Annotated in this window: 20 protein-coding genes; 8 read left to right on the top strand and 12 right to left on the bottom strand. The window is 68.2% G+C overall.

Annotated features, from left to right (window positions below; all coding sequences use genetic code 11):
- Positions 1-104: 104 nt before the first annotated feature.
- Positions 105-1,007: a Sir2 family NAD-dependent protein deacetylase gene (locus tag ITJ62_RS07310; RefSeq protein WP_085510927.1), complete on the top strand. Its 903-nt coding sequence runs from the start codon at positions 105-107 to the stop codon at positions 1,005-1,007.
- 4 nt (positions 1,008-1,011) lie between these two features.
- Here ITJ62_RS07310 and ITJ62_RS07315 read toward each other — a convergent pair whose 3' ends face one another.
- Positions 1,012-1,914, bottom strand: a complete 903-nt coding sequence (locus ITJ62_RS07315) for an alpha/beta fold hydrolase (protein ID WP_194600584.1) — start codon at positions 1,912-1,914, stop codon at positions 1,012-1,014.
- Positions 1,915-2,018: 104 nt separating this feature from the next.
- On the opposite strand from ITJ62_RS07315, the gene ITJ62_RS07320 reads away from it, so the two are divergent.
- Positions 2,019-2,792 (top strand): 3'-5' exonuclease, encoded by a 774-nt coding sequence (locus ITJ62_RS07320; protein ID WP_194600586.1) that lies wholly within the window; start codon positions 2,019-2,021, stop codon positions 2,790-2,792.
- A gap of 72 nt (positions 2,793-2,864) precedes the next feature.
- On the opposite strand, the gene ITJ62_RS07325 is transcribed toward ITJ62_RS07320, so the two are convergent.
- From ITJ62_RS07325 to glgA, 3 genes are all read right to left on the bottom strand, one after another.
- The gene (locus tag ITJ62_RS07325; protein ID WP_056005588.1) at positions 2,865-3,113 is read right to left on the bottom strand and encodes a type B 50S ribosomal protein L31; all 249 of its coding nucleotides are present in this window, start codon (positions 3,111-3,113) and stop codon (positions 2,865-2,867) included.
- A 157-nt stretch (positions 3,114-3,270) separates the two neighbouring features.
- Positions 3,271-4,083, bottom strand: a complete 813-nt coding sequence (locus tag ITJ62_RS07330; protein WP_194600588.1) for an ABC transporter ATP-binding protein — start codon at positions 4,081-4,083, stop codon at positions 3,271-3,273.
- A 63-nt stretch (positions 4,084-4,146) separates the two neighbouring features.
- The gene (gene glgA, locus ITJ62_RS07335) at positions 4,147-5,328 is read right to left on the bottom strand and encodes a glycogen synthase (protein ID WP_194600591.1); all 1,182 of its coding nucleotides are present in this window, start codon (positions 5,326-5,328) and stop codon (positions 4,147-4,149) included.
- Between the two features lie 45 nt (positions 5,329-5,373).
- On the opposite strand from glgA, the gene ITJ62_RS07340 reads away from it, so the two are divergent.
- Positions 5,374-6,618 (top strand): glucose-1-phosphate adenylyltransferase, encoded by a 1,245-nt coding sequence (locus tag ITJ62_RS07340; protein WP_064296946.1) that lies wholly within the window; start codon positions 5,374-5,376, stop codon positions 6,616-6,618.
- On the top strand, positions 6,615-7,310 hold the full coding sequence (gene serB / locus ITJ62_RS07345; RefSeq protein WP_194600592.1) for a phosphoserine phosphatase SerB: 696 nt from the start codon (positions 6,615-6,617) through the stop codon (positions 7,308-7,310). Before ITJ62_RS07340 ends, serB begins: the two co-directional genes overlap by 4 nt.
- Before the next feature lie 58 nt (positions 7,311-7,368).
- Here serB and fabG read toward each other — a convergent pair whose 3' ends face one another.
- Positions 7,369-8,079, bottom strand: coding sequence for a 3-oxoacyl-ACP reductase FabG (fabG, locus tag ITJ62_RS07350; RefSeq protein ID WP_079705970.1), 711 nt, complete (start codon positions 8,077-8,079; stop codon positions 7,369-7,371).
- Between the two features lie 161 nt (positions 8,080-8,240).
- Between fabG and ITJ62_RS07355 the strand changes: the two genes are divergently transcribed.
- The 3 genes from ITJ62_RS07355 to ITJ62_RS07365 are packed head-to-tail and all read left to right on the top strand — an operon-like array spanning position 8,241 to position 9,615.
- Positions 8,241-8,549 (top strand): DUF3099 domain-containing protein, encoded by a 309-nt coding sequence (locus ITJ62_RS07355; protein WP_086473255.1) that lies wholly within the window; start codon positions 8,241-8,243, stop codon positions 8,547-8,549.
- Positions 8,546-8,770: a hypothetical protein gene (locus ITJ62_RS07360; protein ID WP_079705968.1), complete on the top strand. Its 225-nt coding sequence runs from the start codon at positions 8,546-8,548 to the stop codon at positions 8,768-8,770. The genes ITJ62_RS07355 and ITJ62_RS07360 overlap by 4 nt, the downstream gene beginning before the upstream one ends.
- Positions 8,767-9,615, top strand: a complete 849-nt coding sequence (locus ITJ62_RS07365; RefSeq protein WP_071260209.1) for an SURF1 family protein — start codon at positions 8,767-8,769, stop codon at positions 9,613-9,615. The genes ITJ62_RS07360 and ITJ62_RS07365 overlap by 4 nt, the downstream gene beginning before the upstream one ends.
- An 80-nt stretch (positions 9,616-9,695) precedes the next feature.
- Here the strand turns inward: ITJ62_RS07365 and abc-f are convergent, their stop codons facing one another.
- The 7 genes from abc-f to sufB form a co-directional block, all read right to left on the bottom strand.
- Positions 9,696-11,294 carry a ribosomal protection-like ABC-F family protein gene (abc-f, locus tag ITJ62_RS07370; RefSeq protein ID WP_056005615.1) on the bottom strand — a complete coding sequence of 533 codons (1,599 nt, stop codon included), beginning with the start codon at positions 11,292-11,294 and terminating at the stop codon, positions 9,696-9,698.
- A 120-nt stretch (positions 11,295-11,414) separates the two neighbouring features.
- A complete protein-coding gene (locus ITJ62_RS07375) occupies positions 11,415-12,581 on the bottom strand; it encodes a MalY/PatB family protein (RefSeq protein ID WP_194600595.1) in 1,167 nt (388 codons plus the stop codon).
- Positions 12,582-12,674: 93 nt separating this feature from the next.
- Positions 12,675-13,004: a metal-sulfur cluster assembly factor gene (locus ITJ62_RS07380; protein ID WP_056005622.1), complete on the bottom strand. Its 330-nt coding sequence runs from the start codon at positions 13,002-13,004 to the stop codon at positions 12,675-12,677.
- Between the two features lie 28 nt (positions 13,005-13,032).
- Positions 13,033-13,809, bottom strand: a complete 777-nt coding sequence (gene sufC, locus ITJ62_RS07385) for a Fe-S cluster assembly ATPase SufC (RefSeq protein WP_194600598.1) — start codon at positions 13,807-13,809, stop codon at positions 13,033-13,035.
- 4 nt (positions 13,810-13,813) lie between these two features.
- Entirely contained in the window at positions 13,814-14,137 is a 324-nt protein-coding gene (locus ITJ62_RS07390) for a non-heme iron oxygenase ferredoxin subunit (protein WP_064296937.1), read from the bottom strand.
- On the bottom strand, positions 14,137-15,345 hold the full coding sequence (gene sufD / locus ITJ62_RS07395) for a Fe-S cluster assembly protein SufD (RefSeq protein WP_064296936.1): 1,209 nt from the start codon (positions 15,343-15,345) through the stop codon (positions 14,137-14,139). Before sufD ends, ITJ62_RS07390 begins: the two co-directional genes overlap by 1 nt.
- Positions 15,345-16,763 (bottom strand): Fe-S cluster assembly protein SufB, encoded by a 1,419-nt coding sequence (sufB, locus tag ITJ62_RS07400; protein ID WP_079705963.1) that lies wholly within the window; start codon positions 16,761-16,763, stop codon positions 15,345-15,347. Before sufB ends, sufD begins: the two co-directional genes overlap by 1 nt.
- A 307-nt stretch (positions 16,764-17,070) precedes the next feature.
- Here sufB and ITJ62_RS07405 point away from each other — a divergent pair, with 307 nt between their 5' ends.
- A complete protein-coding gene (locus ITJ62_RS07405; RefSeq protein WP_194602382.1) occupies positions 17,071-18,042 on the top strand; it encodes a COX15/CtaA family protein in 972 nt (323 codons plus the stop codon).
- Positions 18,043-18,068: the final 26 nt, after the last annotated feature.

Below are 18,068 nucleotides of genomic sequence, written 5' to 3' on the forward strand. Positions count from 1 at the left end.
ACCTTGCCAGAGTGGGAACACGATCGAAAACGAGGCCGTTTAGACTCAGGGGAAGCGATGGCCCGGAGCACTCCGATCATCGCGGACGGATGGACGGAGCAGGCATGAGCACGCTGATCGCAGCAGGGGATCCCGCTGACGAGACGGCCGAGGCCGGGCTCGAACGGGCGATCGAGCTGCTCGCGGACCGACGTGTCGCCTTCCTCACCGGGGCCGGCGTGAGCACGGACTCCGGGATCCCCGACTACCGGGGCCAGGGCGCTCCGGTCCGGACCCCGATGACGGTCGACCAGTTCCTGTCCAACGACGACGCCGCGCGCAAACGCTACTGGGCCGGCAGCCACCTCGGCTGGAAGCGGTTCGACGGCGCTCGCCCGAACGCCGGCCACCGGGCGATCGCGCTCCTCGAAGAGGCCGGCATCGCCGACGGCGTCATCACGCAGAACGTCGACGGCCTCCACGTCAGGGCCGGCTCGCGCCGCGTCGTCGATCTGCACGGATCGATGGACCGCGTCAGCTGTCTCTCCTGTGGGCAGAGCTACGCCAGGTCGAGCATCGCGGAGCGCATGACGGCCCTGAACCCGTGGCTCGACACCGAGACGGACGTGACGATCAACCCGGACGGCGATGCCGAGGTCGGGCGCGTGGACGAGATCGTCGTCCCCGTGTGCACGGTCTGCGGTGGCATGTTGAAGCCGGACGTGGTCTTCTTCGGCGAGTTCATCCCGACGGAGAAGTACGCCGAGGCGGCAGCACTTGTGCGCGGCGCCGACGCACTCGTGATCGCCGGGTCGTCGCTCGTGGTCAACTCGGGGATCCGGCTCCTCGAACTCGCCCGCCGGAAGCGGTTGCCGATCGTCGTCATCAACCGCGGCGTCACGAAGGCGGACGGCCGCGCGGACGTGAAGCTCGACGCGGGTGCCAGTGAGACGCTCACCGGGATCGCCGCTCGCCTGGTCCCGTCCGCCTTCACGAGCGTCGTCTCGCAGGAGGCGACCGACGCCTGACGCCTCAGGCGTCGGTGCGGTCGTCCGCCAGGAACGCGGTGAGGCGCTGCGCCGCGTCGAGCGGCTCCTCGTAGTGGATGAGGTGTCCGACGCCCGGGATGACGTGCAGCTGCGCGTCGGCGAACCGCTTCGCGAGCGCGTACTGCGCGGCCACGGGCGTGATGTCGTCACGCTCGGCGGCGACGAGCAGCGTGCGGCTCGGGATCCGGTCGGCGTACTCGCTGACGTCGTGGCTGACCGAGGCGGTGAACGACTCGAGGACGACCTCCCGGTCGGCGAAGGCGCTGAAGTACTGGTCGTGCTGGGCGTGGATCCACCGACGGAGCGTCGGGTCCTTCGTCTTCGACATCGCGACGCTCATGATGCGCACGACACCCTTGTTCCGGAGGAAGGCGAATCCCAGGCGTTTCGGGAGCTTCGCGGACGACCAGTAGTAGAAGACCGCGAGCCTCGTCAGGACACCTCGAGGGCCCTGGAGCGCCGGGGCGGCGATCGGGTTCACGAGGATGAGGTCATCCGGTCGGAGTCCCCCGGCGACGGCGGCGCTCGACACGATCGAGCCGAACGAGTGCCCGAGCAGGACGACACGGCCGGTCAGGTGCAGTTCCTCGATGAACCGTCCCAGCCAGGCGGCGTACCCCTCGACGGAGTGGGTGGCCTCGGGGAAGGGAGCCGAGCTGCCGAAGCCGGGGAGGTCCGGAGCGATGATCCGGAACCCGGAGAGCTGCGCGACGACCGGTTCGAGGCCGTGGTGGTCGCCCCGGAACCCGTGCACCATGACGATCGTCGTCGACGCCTCGTGGTCGCCGTAGTCCCAGAACCGGGTCTCGGCTCCGTCCACGATGAGCGAGCGCTCCCGGACGGGGATGCGGTCGAGCTGGTCGGCGTACGGTGATTCGACGGGCATCCACTCAGTCTAGGCAGTCCGGCTCCGCGTTCACCCGACGACGCGGACCGTGCCGCCCCGGCGTGGCACAGGACCCTGTCGGAGGTGCGTCATAGGGTGAAGGCGTGAACACGGTCGATGCGAATCCCCACTGGACGGACCGCCTGGCGGTCTTCGATCTCGAGACGACGGGCATCGAGGTGGAGACGAGTCGCATCGTGACCGCCTTCGTCGGTGTCATCACCGCGGACGGTTCGGTCGACCGTTCGTGGTCGTGGATGGCCGATCCCGGGGTCGAGATCCCCGCTCGCGCCGCCGAGATCCACGGCGTCACGACGGAGCGGGCCCGGGCGGAGGGGCGTCCGGCGCCGGCCGTCGTCGGAGAGATCGTCGCCGTCCTCACCGAGCTGTTCGCCGCGCGGACCCCGGTGGTCGCCTACAACGCTCCTTACGATTTCTCCCTCCTGCACTTCGAGGCGGAGCGACACGGGGTGACGTCGATCACCGACCCGTCCCCCGTCGTCGACCCGCTGATCCTCGACCGGCGGCTCGACACCTTCCGGCGCGGCAAGCGGACGCTCGAGGTCGTCGCCGCCCTACACGGCGTTCCGCTCGAGGGTGCGCATGACGCGGGGGTGGACGCCGTCGCCGCCGGACGCGTCGCTCAAGCCATCGGTCGGCTTCATGCCGACGCCCTGCCGACGAGCGTCGACGAGTTGCACGAGGCCCAGCGGACCTGGTCGCTCGAGCAGGCGGAGAGCTTCCAGTCCTACATGCGCCGCGTGCGCGATCCCGAGTTCGTCGCCGACGGTGCTTGGCCCATCCGCACCGGACGCCCTGCCGCCCGACCCGAGGCGCCGATCATCGTCCCAGCGGACCAGCTGCCCATCGGCATCTGAGCTGTACGGCTCGGCACGACGACGAACGCCCCGATCCGAGGATCGGGGCGTTCGTGTATTCCAGCTGAAGGACTACTTGCCGAAGCCCTTGAAGCGCTGGTTGAACTTCTCGACGCGACCGGCGGAGTCCATGATGCGCTGCTTGCCCGTGTAGAACGGGTGCGACTCGGACGAGATCTCCACGTCGATCACCGGGTAGGTGACGCCGTCGAGGTCGATCGTCTTGCCCGACGAGACCGTCGAGCGCGTGAGGAACGTCGCGCCGGAGGCGAGGTCGCGGAAGACGACGGCTTCGTACGTGGGGTGGATGTCAGATTTCATCAGCAGTCCTTGTTGAGTGGATGGTGTGGGTAGTACCCGCGCTCGGAACTCCAGGCACGAGGCAGAAAGCTCTTGGCTCCGCGAGCCAAAGGTCGACTTTACCAGACTCGGCGCGCGTCTGCTCGCCAGCCGAGGACGACTCGCCGAGGCATGGCGGTCAGGAGGGGGCGACGGCCGAGCGTCCGGCGCGGGCGGAGCGGGCGTGGAAGCGGCCGTCCTCCTCGGTCAGTTCGATCGGGAGGTCGAAGGTCTCGCTGAGGTGCTCGGCCGTGAGCGTCTCGGCGATCGGGCCGGCGGCGACGATGGCGCCGTCGCGCACGAGCAGGACGTGGGTGAAGCCGACGGGGATCTCCTCGACGTGGTGGGTCACCATGATGATCGCCGGTGAGTCGTCGGCGCTCGCGTAGCCACCGAGCAGCTCGACGAGCTCCTCGCGCGTGCCGAGGTCGAGGCTCGCGGCCGGCTCGTCGAGCAGGAGGAGTTCGGGGTCCGTCATGATGGCCCGCGCGATCTGCACGCGCTTCTGCTCGCCGTCGCTCAGTGTGCCGAAGCGGCGGTCGGCGAGGTGGTCGAGCTTCCATTCCGCGAGGACCCGCGACGCGCGCTTCACGTCGATGTCCTCGTACTGCTCGACCCACCGCCCGGTGACCGAGTAGGCCGCCGTGAGCACGACGTCCAGGACGGTCTCCTCGGGCGGCACCCGCTTCGCGAGGGCGGAGGACGCGAAGCCGATGCGCGGGCGCAATTCGAAGACGTCGACCCGGCCGAGCGTCTCGTCGAGCACGGAGACCGTGCCCTTCGAGGGGTGGATGAGCGTCGCCGCGAGCTGCAGGAGGGTCGTCTTGCCGGCGCCGTTCGGGCCGAGGACGATCCATCGCTGGTCGCCCGTCACCGTCCAGTCGACGCCATTCAGGATGGGGTTGAGATTGCGGACGACGGACACATCGGAGAACTGCAACACGCTCGGCATGGTCCTAGCCTATCCGCCAAGACTCGTCGCGCGTCGCCGTCCTCCGAGGTGTCCGCAGGTGGTTCAGACCAGGCTGCGGTACAGCTCCGCCGTCTGGGTGGCGATGCGCGACCAGCTGAAGTCGGACTCCGCGCGTCGGCGACCAGCGGCCCCATAGGCCCTCGCCTGGGCGGGATCCTGGACGACCTCGGTGAGGGTGGCGGCGAGGTCGGCGACGAAACGCTCCGGGTCGAGCGGGGTGCCGGTGCCGTCGGACGCCTGCGCGAGCGGGACGATCCTGCCGGTCACACCGTCCTGCACGACCTCCGGGATGCCGCCGGTCCCCGTCCCGACCACGGCGGCACCGCAGGCCATCGCCTCGAGGTTGACGATGCCGAGCGGCTCGTAGATCGACGGGCACACGAAGGTCGTGGCGGCGGTGAGGACGGTGCACAGCTCGTGACGCGGGAGGAGTCGTTCGATCCACACGACCCCGGTGCGCTCGCGCTGCAGCTCCTCGACGAGCCCCTTGACCTCGGCGAGGATATCGGGGGTGTCGGGAGCGCCGGCGCACAGGATGAGCTGCACGTCGGGTGGCAGCAATCGCGCCGCGCGGAGCAGGTACGGCAGCCCCTTCTGACGGGTGATCCGACCGACGAAGACGACGGAGGGACGGGACGGGTCGATGCCGAGGGACCGCAGCAGCTCGTCGTCCACGCGTGGTTGCCAGTCGGTCAGGTCGATGCCGTTGTAGATGACCTGCACCTTGGCCGGGTCGAGGCTCGGGTACGAGCGCAGGATGTCGCGACGCATGCCGTCGCTGACCGCCACGACGGCCGCGGCGCCTTCGTAGGCGGACTGCTCGATCCAGCTGGACACGCGGTACCCGCCGCCGAGCTGCTCGGCCTTCCACGGGCGGAGCGGCTCCAGACTGTGCGCGGTCACGACATGCGGGATTCCGTGCAGCAGCGACGCGAGGTGACCGGCGCCGTTCGCGTACCAGGTGTGCGAATGCACGAGGTCGGCCCCGGCGACGTCCTGGGCGATCAGGAGGTCCGTCCCGAGTGTCGTGAGGGCGCCGTTCGCCCCTTCGAGCTCGGCCGGGACACCGTACGCGACGGTGTCGGCCTCGTCGCGTGGCGCGCCGAAGCAGCGCACGGTCACGTCGATGTCGCTGCGGAGGGATTTCACCAGCTCCGACACGTGGACGCCTGCGCCGCCGTAGATCTCCGGCGGGTACTCCTTTGTCACAAGATCAACTCGCATGTCTAGACGCTAGTACAGGTCTCGTCCGGCATCTATTGTGAAGCCATGGCCGCCTCAAAGAAGATCTTCGGAATCGTCCTCGCTGGTGGGGAAGGGAAGCGGTTGATGCCGCTGACCGCAGACCGCGCGAAACCGGCCGTACCGTTCGGCGGGCAGTACCGCCTGATCGATTTCGCGCTGTCGAACCTCATCAACTCCGGACTCACCCAGATCGTCGTCCTCACCCAGTACAAGTCCCACAGCCTCGACCGCCACGTCTCGCAGACCTGGCGGTTGTCCGGCCTGCTCGACTCCTATGTCGCGTCCGTGCCGGCGCAGCAGCGTCTCGGGAAGCGCTGGTTCAGCGGATCCGCCGACGCGATCCTGCAGAGCCTCAACCTGATCCGCGACGAGAAGCCCGACATCGTCGTGGTCGTCGGCGCCGACCACGTCTACCGCATGGACTTCGCGCAGATGATCGAGGCGCACATCGCCTCGGGCAAGAAGGCGACGGTCGCCGCGATCCGTCAGCCCATCTCCCTCGCCGACCAGTTCGGCGTCATCGACGTCGACGCGGACGACCCGACGACCATCGCCCGCTTCCTCGAGAAGCCGCTCGACGCGCCGGGCCTGCCCGACTCCCCCGGTGAAGTGCTCGCCTCGATGGGCAACTACGTCTTCGACGCCGACGCACTCATGCAGGCGGTCATCGACGACGGCGAGGTGACGAGCTCGAACCACGACATGGGTGGCGACATCGTCCCGTACTTCGTCGATCGCGGCGAGGCCGGCGTCTACGACCTCCAGCGGAACGATGTACCCGGATCGACGGATCGCGATCGCTACTACTGGCGCGACGTGGGGACGATCGAGTCGTTCTACGAGGCCCATCAGGACCTCATCTCGACGCTCCCGATCTTCAACCTGTACAACCGCGACTGGCCGATCTTCAGTTCGCAGCTGAACTCGCCGCCGGCGAAGTTCGTGCGGGACGCGAAGGGCAACCTCGGCCAGACCATCGACTCGATCGTCTCCCTCGGTTCGCTGCTGTCCGGTGCCCACATCGAGCGCAGTGTCCTCGGGCCGTGGGCGCTCGTGGAATCCGGTGCCCACGTCTCTGACTCGGTCGTGTTCGACAAGGTCCACATCGAACCGGACGCCGTCGTCAAGCGGGCTATCCTGGACAAGGATGTGGTGGTCACCTCCGGCGCGAGCGTCGGTGTCGACCACGACCGTGACCGCGCTCGCGGTTTCACCGTCACCGAATCCGGTCTCACCGTGGTTGGCAAGGGAGTACGCGTCGTTCCATGAGTACCGAGCGTTCGGCAGTGGCGGATCCCGAGGCAGCACTCCCCCCACAGGCCGGACGAGGCGTCCGGTTCCTCGCGGTCCTCGACGCCGACTCGACGCTCATCGAGAACGAGGTGATCGAGCTGCTCGCCGAGGAGGTCGGCAGCCTCCCCGAGGTCGCCGCCATCACCGAGCGCGCCATGCGCGGTGACCTCGACTTCGCCGACAGCCTCCGGGCCCGGGTCGCGACGCTCGCGGGCCTGCCCGTCGACCGGATCCCGGTGATCGCCGAACGGATCCGGACGACGACCGGCCTGGGGACGCTGATCGGCCGGCTGCATGCGCACGGGTCACGGATCGGTGTCGTGTCGGGCGGGTTCCATGAACTGCTCGACCCACTCGCCGAGGCACTCGGCCTCGACCATGTGCGGGCGAACCGCCTCGAGGTCGCCGACGGTCGGTTGACGGGAGGCCTCAATGGTCCCATCATCGACGCGGCGGCGAAGGCGGCCGCGCTGCAGGAGTGGGCCGACGAGGACGGCGTGCCGTTGGCACGGACGATCGCGATCGGCGACGGAGCCAACGACCTCGAGATGATGGCCGTCGCCGGGCTCTCGGTCGCATTCAACGCGAAGCCGATCGTCCGCCGCCATGCCGACGTCGTCGCCGGGCGGGTCGACCTCGCCGGCGTCCTCCCGCTCCTCGGGCTCTGATCCGCGCGTCGGGGTCAGCGCCCGAGGTCGGGTTCTGCTCGGTGCGGTGCTGCCCGGGTCAGTGACCCATGCCGAGGCCGCCGTCGACCGGGATCACGGCGCCGGAGATGTAGCCCGCGTCGTCACCGGCGATCCACGTGACGACCTTCGCGACCTCGTTCGCACTCGCGAAACGCGCTGCCGGGATGCTCTTCTTGTACTCGGCCTGGGTCTCGGCGGGCAGTTCGGCGGTCATGTCGGTCTCGATGAACCCCGGGGCGATCACGTTCGCCGTGATCCCACGTGCACCGAGCTCGCGGGTGATGGATCGCGCCATGCCGATGAGGCCGCTCTTCGAGGCCGCGTAGTTGACCTGTCCGGCGGACCCGTAGAGGCCCACGACGCTGGAGATGAGCACGATGCGTCCGAAGCGTGCCTTGAGCATGCCCTTGGACGCGCGCTTGACGACGCGGAAGGAGCCGCCGAGGTTCGTGTCGACCACCTGGTCGAAGTCGTCCTCGCTCATCCGCATGAGCAGGGTGTCCTTCGTGATGCCCGCGTTCGCGACGAGCACCTCGACCGGCCCGAGCTCCGACTCGATCTCGGTGAACGCCGCGTCGACGGAGGCGGCGTCGGTGACGTCCGCGCGGACCGTCAACGTGCCCGCGGGGCCCTCGCCGGATCGTGCGGTGACGGCGACGCGGTGACCCTGCGCGACGAACTCCTCGGCGATGGCGAAGCCGATCCCCCGGTTGCCTCCGGTGACGAGTACGGTGCGTGGTGCGGTCATGGTCGATTCCTCTCCTGCGGCGATACCGGCCGACTCGTGCGGCGGCCGTCGGGGCGCGCGGCGTTCCGGCCGCGGACCCGTACCAGCATATGGGGGTACTCCCGTTCTCCCGGTGATTTGGGGGCTTCGCCCACCCGCCGAGCGCGTAGGCTGGTCATGGCATGAAGCAGCAGAGCATCACCTCCCTCCCACCGGCTCCCGAACAGGAGCGCCGGCAGCGGCTCATCAAGTACTCGATCACCATGGGTGTCCGGTTGCTTTGCCTCGCTGCGCTCCCGTTCGTCCAGGGCGGCTGGATGTTCGCGGTCGCAGCCGGTGCCATCTTCCTGCCGTACGTCGCCGTGATCATCGCGAACGCCGGGTCGCTGCCGTCGCAGGGGGCAATCGAGCGCCCCACCGGTGTCGTCGTGTCCCAGCGGCCGATCATCGTCGACGACTCGGTTCCGCCTCGTCCGGCCGACCAGGCATGATCGGGTTCGGCGCCGAGCCCGACGGCGTGATCTGCTCCCGGGCCGGCTGCCGCGCGGCGGCGAGCTGGCGGATCGAGTGGCGCAATCCGAAGATCCACGCGGAGGACCGCGTGAAGGTCTGGACCGCCTGCGACGAGCACGTCGACTTCTTGGAGGCCTTCCTCGAAGCCCGCTCCTTCCCGCTCGAGCGGCGTCCGCTGGCGTCGGCGGTCGGCTCATGAGCGCGGGTTGGCGGTTCGCCTTCAGCCGCCGTTGGCTCGGCTACCTCGGTGTCGCGATCGTGTTCGCGATCGTGTGCGTCCTCCTCTCCAACTGGCAGCTCGCCCGGGCGAGCGAGAAGGAGGAGGAGGTCCAGCGCATCGAGACCAACTGGGACGCGACTCCGATCCCGCTCGACGAAGCGCTGCCCTCGCTCGACTCCTTCAGCGTGGCCGACGAATGGCATCCGGTGTCGATGAGCGGTACCTACCTGCCTGACGAACAGCTGCTGGTGCGGAACCGTCCCCGGAACAACCAGGCGGGCTTCAACGTCCTCACACCGCTCCGACTTGCCGACGGAGACGTGTTCATCGTCGACCGTGGCTGGGTCGCTGCGAACGATTCACTCGAAGCACCCGAGTCGGTCCCGGCGCCTCCGAGCGGGGAGGTCTCGGTCGTCGTCCGCATCCGACCCGGCGAACCGACGCTCCCGGGCCGCGGGGCCGCCGACGGCCAGGTGGCCACGATCAACCTCCCGCAGATCGCCGAACTCCGCGGCGAGACGCTCTACTCCGGTGCGTACGGCATGCTCCTCTCGGAGAGCCCGGCGCCTGCCGAGGCGGCACCGCTCGGTCCGATCAAACCCGAGCCGAACGAGGGGATGCACCTCTCGTACGCGCTGCAATGGGTGGTCTTCGCGCTGATGGGCTTCATCTTCCTCGCCTATGCCATCCGTCAGGAGTACCGCATCCTGAACTCCGACGACCCGAAGGAGCAACGGCGTGCGGCTGCGCGCGCCGAACGGCTCGCCGCGAAGGCACGGTCCGACGCCGACATCGAGGATGAGATCCTCGAAGCGAGCCGCTGACCCGACTGCCCCGAGCCGTCGACGGACGGGGCATACCCGGCCCGTGATGCTCACGGGCCGGGCGCGCTGGCCCGCTGGCGCTAGGCCAGGCTGACGAGGTCCTGGTAGTCCTTGTTCCAGTGGTCCTCGACGCCGTCGGGCAGGATGAGCACCCGCTCGGGGTTGAGCGCCTCGACGGCGCCCTCATCGTGACTCACGAGCACGACGGCACCCTCGTAGTGGGCGAGCGCGTCGAGGATCTCCAGACGGCTGGCCGGGTCGAGGTTGTTGGTCGGTTCGTCCAGAAGAAGCATGTTCGCGCCCGAGACGACGATCATCGCGAGAGCGAGTCTCGTCTTCTCGCCACCGGACAGCACGCCCGCGAGCTTGTTGGAGTCGTCGCCGGTGAACAGGAACGAGCCGAGGACCTTGCGCGCTTCCATCTCGGTGATGTTCGGCGACGAGGAGACCATGTTCTCGAGCACGCTGCGCTTCACGTCGATCGTCTCGTGCTCCTGCGCGTAGTAGCCGATCCGCAGGCCGTGCCCGGGCTCGAGCTGCCCGGTGTCGGGCTGGTCCACTCCGGCGAGGATCCGCAGCAGGGTCGTCTTGCCCGCACCGTTGAATCCGAGGATGACGACCTTCGAGCCACGATCGATCGCGAGGTCGACGGCCGTGAAGATCTCGAGCGAGCCGTAGCTCTTCGACAGGTTGCTCGCCATGAGCGGCGTCCGGCCACAGGGCGCCGGGGTCGGGAACCGCAGCTTGGCCACGCGGTCTTGCGCGCGGACCTCTTCGAGCCCGGAGAGCATTCGTTCGGCGCGAGCCACCATTTGGTGGGCTGCGGCCGCCTTGCTGGCCTTCGCACCGAACTTGGCCGCCTGGAGCTGCAGCGCCGTCGCCTTCTTCTCGACGTTGGTGCGCTCCTTCTTCCGGCGCTCTTCGTCGGCCTCGCGCTGACGCTGGTAGTTCTTCCAGTTCATGTTGTAGATGTCGATGACGGTGCGGTTCGCATCGAGGTAGAAGACCCGGTTGACCGTCTCGCCGACGAGCTCGATGTCGTGCGAGATCACGATGAACCCGCCCTTGTACTGCTTGAGGAACTCACGCAGCCAGACGACGGAGTCGGCGTCGAGGTGGTTGGTCGGCTCGTCGAGGATGAGCGTCTCGGCGTCGGAGAAGAGGATGCGCGCGAGTTCGATGCGGCGGCGCTGTCCACCCGAGAGCGTCTTCAGCTGCTGATCGAGGATGCGGTCGGGCAGGTTCAGGTTCGATGCGATCGAGGCCGCCTCGGCCTCTGCGGCGTACCCGCCGAGCGCGTTGAACCGGTCGGTGAGGTTGCCGTACTTCTTCATGGCGGCTTCCGCCACCTTCGGGTCGTCGCTCGCCATGGCCATGCTCGACTCGTGCATGCCGAGCGCGAGCTGGCCGAGACCGCGCGCATCGAGGATGCGGGTGCGGGCGAGGTCCTCCGGGTTGCCGGAGCGCGGGTCCTGCGGCAAGTACCCGATCTCGCCACCGCGATCGATCTTGCCGTTCGTCGGGAGGGTCTCCCCCGCCAGCGTCTTGGTCAGGGTCGTCTTACCGGCACCGTTACGGCCGACGAGGCCGATCTTGTCGCCGGCGGACACGCGGAAGTTCACGTGCTCCATGAGCACGCGTGCCCCCACGCGGATCTCGAGGTCGTGCACACTCAGCACAGGCATAGTCCATTTCTTCGGGTGCGTTTCGACAACGCGGAGGGTGGGGGTCAGCCTCCCAGTATAAATCGTGAATCCGATGCTCAGCACCGCGGCCGTTCCGGCGCAGCCGGACGACCGTCAACGCAGGGCGGAGATCCGTCCGACCGCCTCGGTGAGGAGCTCGGGTGAGCAGGCCAGGTTGAGTCGTGCGTGGCCGACGCCTCCGGGCCCGAACGGGGCTCCCTCCTGCAGGGCGACGCGCGCCTCGCGCAGGATGCGCCGCGCCGGGGGCTCGGTCCAACCGAGCGCGGTGCAGTCCAGCCAGGCGAGGTACCCGGCGGCAGGCGGACGGTAGCCGACCTCTGGCAACTCGGTGCCCAGCAGCTCACCGAGCAGCCGCCGGTTGCCGTCGAGCAACCCGAGGAGCCCGTCCAACCAGGGCTCTCCGGCCTCGAAGGCGGCGACCGAAGCCAGCACACCGAACTGGCCCGTCCGCCAGAACACCTCGACCGGCATCCCCGCGACCACGCTCCGTGGCCCGGGGCCGGCGGTGACCATCACCGCGCACTTCAGGCCGGCGAGGTTCCAGGCCTTGCTCGCCGACAGGACGGCGTACCCGTGTTCGGCGGCTTCGTCGGACACGCTGAGATAGGGGACGAACCGCTCGCCCGGCTGGGTGAGCGGAGCGTGGATCTCATCGCTCACGACCGTGACCCCGTACCGCGCGGCCAGCGCGGCGACGGAGCGGAGTTCGTCGACCGTGTGCGGCCGCCCGATCGGGTTGTGCGGGTTGCAGAGCAGGAACGCCTTCGCGCCGTTGCGGAAGGCGGCTTCGAGACCGTCCAGGTCGAGCCGCCAGCCTCCGGCGGGATCGTCGGCGCGGCTGGACCCGAGCAAGGGGGCGTCCACCACGACTCCCCCGGCCTCGGTGACGAGGTCGAAGAACGGAGGGTAGACCGGCGAGGTGATCACGACGCCCTCGCCGGGCGAGATGACGCGACGCAGGATCTCGACGATGCCCATGCTGACGTCGGCGGTGGTGAACACGGAGCCGGGATCGACGTCCCATCCCCAGCGTCGCGCTGCGAAGTCGGCGAACGCCTGTGGGAGCCGTGTGCGGCTCGCGACATACCCGGCGTCACCGCGGTCGATCGCCGCATGCAGGGCATCGCGGATCACGGGTGCCAGCGGGACGTCCATCTCGGCGACGAACATGGGCAGGACGTCGTCGGGGTACTCGGACCACTTCTCGCTCGTCCGGCTGCGGAGGACGTCGAGGGGGTCTGCGGACACGATCTCGGTCATGCCTCGACCCTATCCGGGATCAGCCGGACGACGCTGCCCGGAACAGGACGACGGACGGCTGCAATGCAGCCGTCCGTCGTCGTGGAGGTTCGATCAGATCGAGAAGCCGAGGGCACGCATCATGTCGCGCCCGTCGTCCGTGATGCGCTCCGGGCCCCACGGCGGCATCCACACCCAGTTGATGCGGAAGGCGTCGACGATGCCGTCGAGCGCTTGACCCGTCTGCTCCTCGAGGACGTCCGTGAGCGGACATCCAGCGGAGGTCAGGGTCATGTGGATGATGAGCGCGTCGTTCTCGTCATCCCAACCCAGGTCGTAGATGAGACCGAGGTCGACCACGTTCACCCCGAGCTCGGGGTCCATGACGTCCTTGAGCGCCTCTTCGACCTCGTCGAATCGTTGCGGACTGAGCGTTGTTACCATGTCGTTATCTTAGACCGCTCGCGCGGCTTCAGGCACCTTCCGGGGCGACGACGGCGTCGACGAGGAAACGGTCGTAGCCTTCGTTCTCGAGTCGGTCGGCGAGCTCGGGACCGCCCTGCTCAGCGATCTTGCCGGCGACGAAGACGTGCACGAAGTCCGGCTTGATGTAGCGCAGGATGCGCGTGTAGTGCGTGATGAGCAGGACGCCGAGGCCCGTGTTCTCCTTGGCGCGGTTGACGCCCTCGGACACGATCTTGAGGGCGTCGACGTCGAGGCCGGAGTCGGTCTCGTCGAGGACTGCGAACTGCGGCTTTAGCAGCTCGAGCTGGAGGATCTCGTGACGCTTCTTCTCGCCACCGGAGAAGCCCTCGTTGACGTTGCGCTCGGCGAAGGACGGCTCCATGCGCAGGTTCTTCATCGACTCGCGGACGTCCTTGATCCAGCCGCGGATCGCGGGCGCCTCGCCGTCGACGGCGGTCTTCGCCGTGCGGAGGAAGTTCGTGACCGTGACACCGGGGATCTCGACGGGGTACTGCATCGCGAGGAAGAGTCCGGCACGGGCGCGCTCGTCGACGCTCATCGCGAGGACGTCCTCGCCGTCCAGCGTGATGGATCCGCTGTCGACGGTGTACTTCGGGTGGCCGGCGATCGTGTACGCGAGCGTGGACTTGCCCGAACCGTTCGGACCCATGATCGCGTGGGTCTCGCCCTTCCGAATGGTGAGGTCGACGCCACGCAGGATCGGCTTGGTGCCCTGTTCGGTTTCGACGCTGACGTGCAGGTCGCGGATTTCGAGGACTGACATGGTGCTAGATCTCTTTCGTTGCGGTCGGGTCGATGTAGATGTCGCCGTCGATGAGCTCGACGGTGTAGACGGGGACCGGCTCGTAGGCCGGAAGGGTGAGCGGCTTGCCCGTCGTGAGCGAGAACTGCGAGCCGTGTGCCCAGCATTCGAGGTTGCCGTCCTCGACGAAGCCTTCGGACAGCGAGATGTCGCCGTGGGTGCAGACGTCGCCGATCGCGAACAGTTCGTCCGATGCGTCGCGCACGAGGGCGATCGGCACGCCGTCCACCACGACCCGCTTGGCCTGGTTGACGGCGAGCTCGTCGAACGAGCACACCTTCGTCGCCATTAGTGCTGCGCTCCGCCGGTGCCCTGTCCGTCGGCGCCGAGCAGTTCGGCCTCGATGGCCGCCGAGAGGCGCTCCTGCAGCTCGGTGTCGCCGATCTGCTGGATGATCTCCACGAGGAAGCCGCGGACGACGAGTCGTCGTGCCTCGTCCTCAGGGATGCCTCGAGCCTGCAGGTAGAACAGCTGCTCGTCGTCGAAGCGTCCGGTCGCGCTCGCGTGACCGGCACCGGCGATGTCGCCGGTCTCGATCTCGAGGTTCGGCACGGAGTCGGCACGGGTGCCGTCTGAGAGGACCAGGTTGCGGTTCTGCTCGTAGCTGTCGGTGCCGACGGCACGGTTGCTGATGAGGACGTCGCCGATCCACACGGACCGCGCACCCTCGCCCTGCAGTGCGCCCTTGTAGGTCACGCGCCCGCGGGTGTTCGGTGCGTCGTGGTGCATGTAGACCTGCTGCTCGAGGTGCTGACCCGCGTCGGAGAAGTACACGCCGAGCGAGTCGAGGTCCGAGCCCTGACCGGCGAGGTGCAGGGTCGGGTTCACCCGGACGACCTTGCCGCCGAGCGACACCACGACGTGCTTGAGGTGGGCGTCGCGACCGATGGACGCGAAGTGGCTGGCGAGGTGCACGGCGTCGTCGTCCCACCACTGCACGGTCACGACGGTCACGTCGGCCTGCTCGCCGACGACGATCTCGACGTTCTCGGTGAGGCGGGCGTCGCCCGCGTTCTCGATGATGATGAGGCCGCGGCTGAACGGTGCGGCGGTGATGACGGTGTGCGCAGCGCGGGCGCCGTCGCCGAGCCCGCTCCGCTCGAGGCGCAGGGTCTTGGACTCCTCGCCCGTGACCGAGATCGCCAGCGCCTGGTCGAAGCTCGACCAGGCGTTCGCGGAGGCGCGCTCCTCCGGCACGCCGGCGGAGCCGACGCGGGCGTCGTCGCGACTGATCCACTCGACGCTGAAGCCGTCGACGTCGTCGTGCGTGATCGGGGTGGGCGAGCCGTCGAGCTCCCCCGCGGTGAGGTCGGTGAACTGCGCGACCGGGCTGAGCTTCCAGACCGCCTCGCGTCCCGTCACCGCTGGGAAGTCGGCGACATCATAGGAGCTGAAGCGCTCCGATCGGGTCTGCACCGGGATGACGCGTCCTGCGCCGTCGCTGTGTGCCGTGATGCCGTGCTGTCCTTCGGTCTGAGTCGGTGCTGCAGTCGTCATTAACCGACGGATCCTTCCATGCCCATCTCGATGAGCTTGTTGAGTTCGAGTGCGTACTCCATGGGCAGTTCGCGGGCGATCGGCTCGATGAAGCCGCGGACGATCATCGCCATGGCCTCGTCTTCCGGCATGCCGCGGCTCATGAGGTAGAAGAGCTGCTCCTCGCTGACCTTGGACACCGTCGCCTCGTGTCCGAGCTGGACGTCGTCCACACGGATGTCGATCGCCGGGTACGTGTCGCTCCGAGAGATGGTGTCGACCAGGAGCGCGTCGCAGCGCACGGTGTTGGCCGAGTGATGGGCGTTGGCGTCCACCCGGACCTCGCCGCGGTAGCCCGCTCGTCCGCCGCCTCGGGCGATCGACTTGGAGACGATGGACGACTGCGTGTACGGAGCCATGTGGATCATCTTCGCGCCGGCGTCCTGGTGCTGGCCGGGACCGGCGAACGCGACGGACAGGGTCTCGCCCTTGGCGTGCTCGCCCATGAGGTAGATGGACGGGTACTTCATCGTGACCTTGGATCCGATGTTGCCGTCGATCCACTCCATGGTCGCGCCTTCGGCGGCCGTGGCTCGCTTCGTGACCAGGTTGTAGACGTTGTTCGACCAGTTCTGGATCGTCGTGTAGCGGACGCGGGCGTTCTTCTTGACGATGATCTCGACGACCGCGGAGTGCAGCGAGTCAGACTTGTAGATCGGCGCGGTGCAGCCCTCGATGTAGTGCACGTAGCTGCCCTCGTCGGCGATGATCAGCGTGCGCTCGAACTGACCCATGTTCTCGGTGTTGATCCGGAAGTAGGCCTGTAGCGGAATTTCGACGTGCACGCCGGGCGGCACGTAGACGAAGGAGCCACCCGACCACACGGCGGTGTTCAGCGCGGCGAACTTGTTGTCGCCGGACGGGATGACCGTGCCGAAGTACTCCTCGAAGAACTCGGGGTGCTCGCGCAACGCGGTGTCGGTGTCCATGAAGATGACACCCTGCGCCTCGAGCTCCTCGTTGATCTGGTGGTAGACCACCTCGGACTCGTACTGCGCGGCGACGCCGGAGACGAGGCGCTGGCGCTCCGCCTCGGGGATGCCGAGCTTCTCGTAGGTGTTCTTGATGTCGTCCGGCAGGTCCTCCCAGGTCTGAGCCTGCTTCTCGGTGGACCGGACGAAGTACTTGATGTTCTCGAAGTCGATCTCGGAGAGGTCGGCGCCCCACGTCGGCATGGGCTTGCGCTCGAACAGCTGCAGGGCCTTGAGGCGGCGCTGCAGCATCCAGTCCGGTTCGTTCTTCAGTGCGGAGATGTCGGCCACGACCTCCGTGGAGATGCCGCGGCGCGCTGAAGCGCCGGCGACGTCGCCGTCGTGCCATCCGAACTCGTATTGGCCGAGTCCGGCGAGCTCCGGGCGATCGATCAGGATGTCTGACATGTGTCCCTCTTTCCTCCCTGGAGACAACCACCGGCTGGAGGTCGTCATTCCCTCCCATGGCACGCGCCTGATCGGAGCGGATTGGGGAGGGGATGTGCGGGCGGCTTCTTCGCGAACCTACAATGTTCATGAACCATGGCGCTTCTCGCGCGCACCGTGAACCTCATAATCCTACAGCTTCCTGTGGGTTGTGGGTGAGGACGGTGGATACCGCAGCCGTGGCCACCGCGAACCGAAGGATCGACCCGTGTCACACCACTCCAAGACCGCCGGTCGACCGACGCCGGCACCGTCCCTTCCCGACCGGGTGCGGGCCACCCGGTTCTGGCAGTGGTTGCCGACGACGATCGACAAGCGCGTACGGGTCGTCGCCTGGCTCTCGTTCGCCTTCCAACTGGTCCTCATCGGGACCGGGGGCGCCGTGCGTCTGACGGCCTCCGGGCTCGGGTGCCCGACGTGGCCTCGCTGCACGGACGACTCCTTCGTCAACACGCCGGAGATGGGCATCCACGGCTTCATCGAGTTCGGCAACCGACTCCTGACCTTCGTCCTCGCGGCCATCGTGATCGCCGCGTTCCTCGCGGTGATCCGCATGCGTCGGCAGCGCCCCGACCTCTTCCGACTGACCCTGCTCCAGGGCCTGTCGATCCCCGCGCAGGCGGTCCTCGGCGGCATCACCGTCCTCACCGGGCTGAACCCGTACGTGGTCGGGCTGCACTTCGTCATCTCGATCGTCCTGGTCGCCCTCGCGACGATGCTCGTCCATCGGGTCTACCGAGGCCCTCGCGGTGCGGTGAAGGGCATGCCCGGCTGGTACCTCGGCGTCGTCCACCTGACGAGCCTCTTCGTCGCCGTCACCGTCGTTTTCGGCATCCTGACGACGGGCTCGGGCCCGCACGCCGGCGACAACTCGAAGGAGGTGCCGGCGCCGCGCAACGGGTTCGACCCCGAGTTCCTCCAGCACCTGCACAGCTGGCCCGCCTACGCGACGCTCGCCGGCACCATCGTGCTGCTCGTCGGCGCGATCGCGCTCGGTGCCCGCCGCGGGTCGCGCGGGGTGCGCACCGCGGTCTCCACGCTGCTCGCGGTCGAAGTGGTGCAGATCATCGTGGGGCTCACCCAGGCCCGCCTCGGACTCCCCGAGGTGCTCGTCGGGCTGCACATGGTGCTCGCCGGACTGCTCGTCGCCGCGATGACCTGGGTCGTGCTGCAGCAGCGGATCCCGGTCCGGACCGCGTCACGCGTCGAGGAGTCGGCATCCCTCAGCGTCTCTCGCTGACGGCTCAGACGCTCTCCCGCTGACGG

The organism is Plantibacter sp. VKM Ac-2876, from assembly GCF_015350715.1.
Taxonomy (GTDB): domain Bacteria; phylum Actinomycetota; class Actinomycetes; order Actinomycetales; family Microbacteriaceae; genus Plantibacter; species Plantibacter auratus.